The sequence below is a fragment of the Vibrio sp. 2033 genome, from assembly GCF_033339735.1.
The window spans coordinates 1-751 of the sequence record NZ_JAWOVC010000292.1; the positions used below are offsets into that span (position 1 = coordinate 1).

The following is a 751-nucleotide window of genomic DNA, read 5'->3' on the forward strand; positions in this document are numbered from 1 at the left end:
GCCATACACCGGCCCGCAGAAGGCCCTCATCCGCGGCAGCTTCAAGACCCGCCTCTCGCTGTCATTCCGCTTCCGCCGCCAGCAGGAATTCGCCGCTGCACTCGCCTTCTACTCTCAACACCACCCGCTCGCGAATTTCATCCTCCGCGACTACAGATTCTACCCGCCCGCTGACCGCACCGTCCGCTTCACCTCCAGCCTCGGCGAACAACCCGGCAACTCACTCACCCGCTTCTCCTACTCCTTCGATGTGGTGGAAGAATGACAATTAAACTGTTGACTCTGTCAACAAGAAATTCCGCAACTTATCATGTAAAATGTTTATCGGTTATCGTGTTTGCCCGCACTGCGACGTCGGGAAACGCCGCGAGAATAGCGATAAAACAAATATTGAGTCGGAGAGGGAAGAAAATCCATGAGCGATCTGAAGTCGCATTGGGAGGTAATATACGGTTCAAAGTCCGAATCGGATTTAAGCTGGCACAGGGAACATCTCGAAACATCTTTGGAAATGATCCGTATAGCGGCCGGGGGAGATAAGTCCGCAAAAGTCATTGATGTAGGCGGAGGCACTTCGCGTTTGATAGATGATTTGCTCGGTGAAAACTTCACGAATTTGACTCTGCTTGATATTTCGGGCAAAGCACTAAGCAAGGTACGTGAGAGAATCGGCGAAAAAGCTAATCGGGTAAAGTTTATCGAATCAGATATTCTAAATGTAAGACTTCCCGCGGAATACTTTGATATATGG

The 751-nt window shown here is 50.2% G+C and carries 2 protein-coding genes; both read left to right on the top strand.

The genetic code is table 11. The features are described 5' to 3' along the window. Positions 1 to 265: hypothetical protein (locus R7P74_RS26160; RefSeq protein WP_318123560.1), on the top strand; the 265-nt coding region annotated here is incomplete at its 5' end. A gap of 150 nt (positions 266 to 415) precedes the next feature. Further along, positions 416 to 751 (top strand): class I SAM-dependent methyltransferase (locus R7P74_RS26165; protein ID WP_318123561.1); only part of this gene is annotated, 336 nt, incomplete at its 3' end.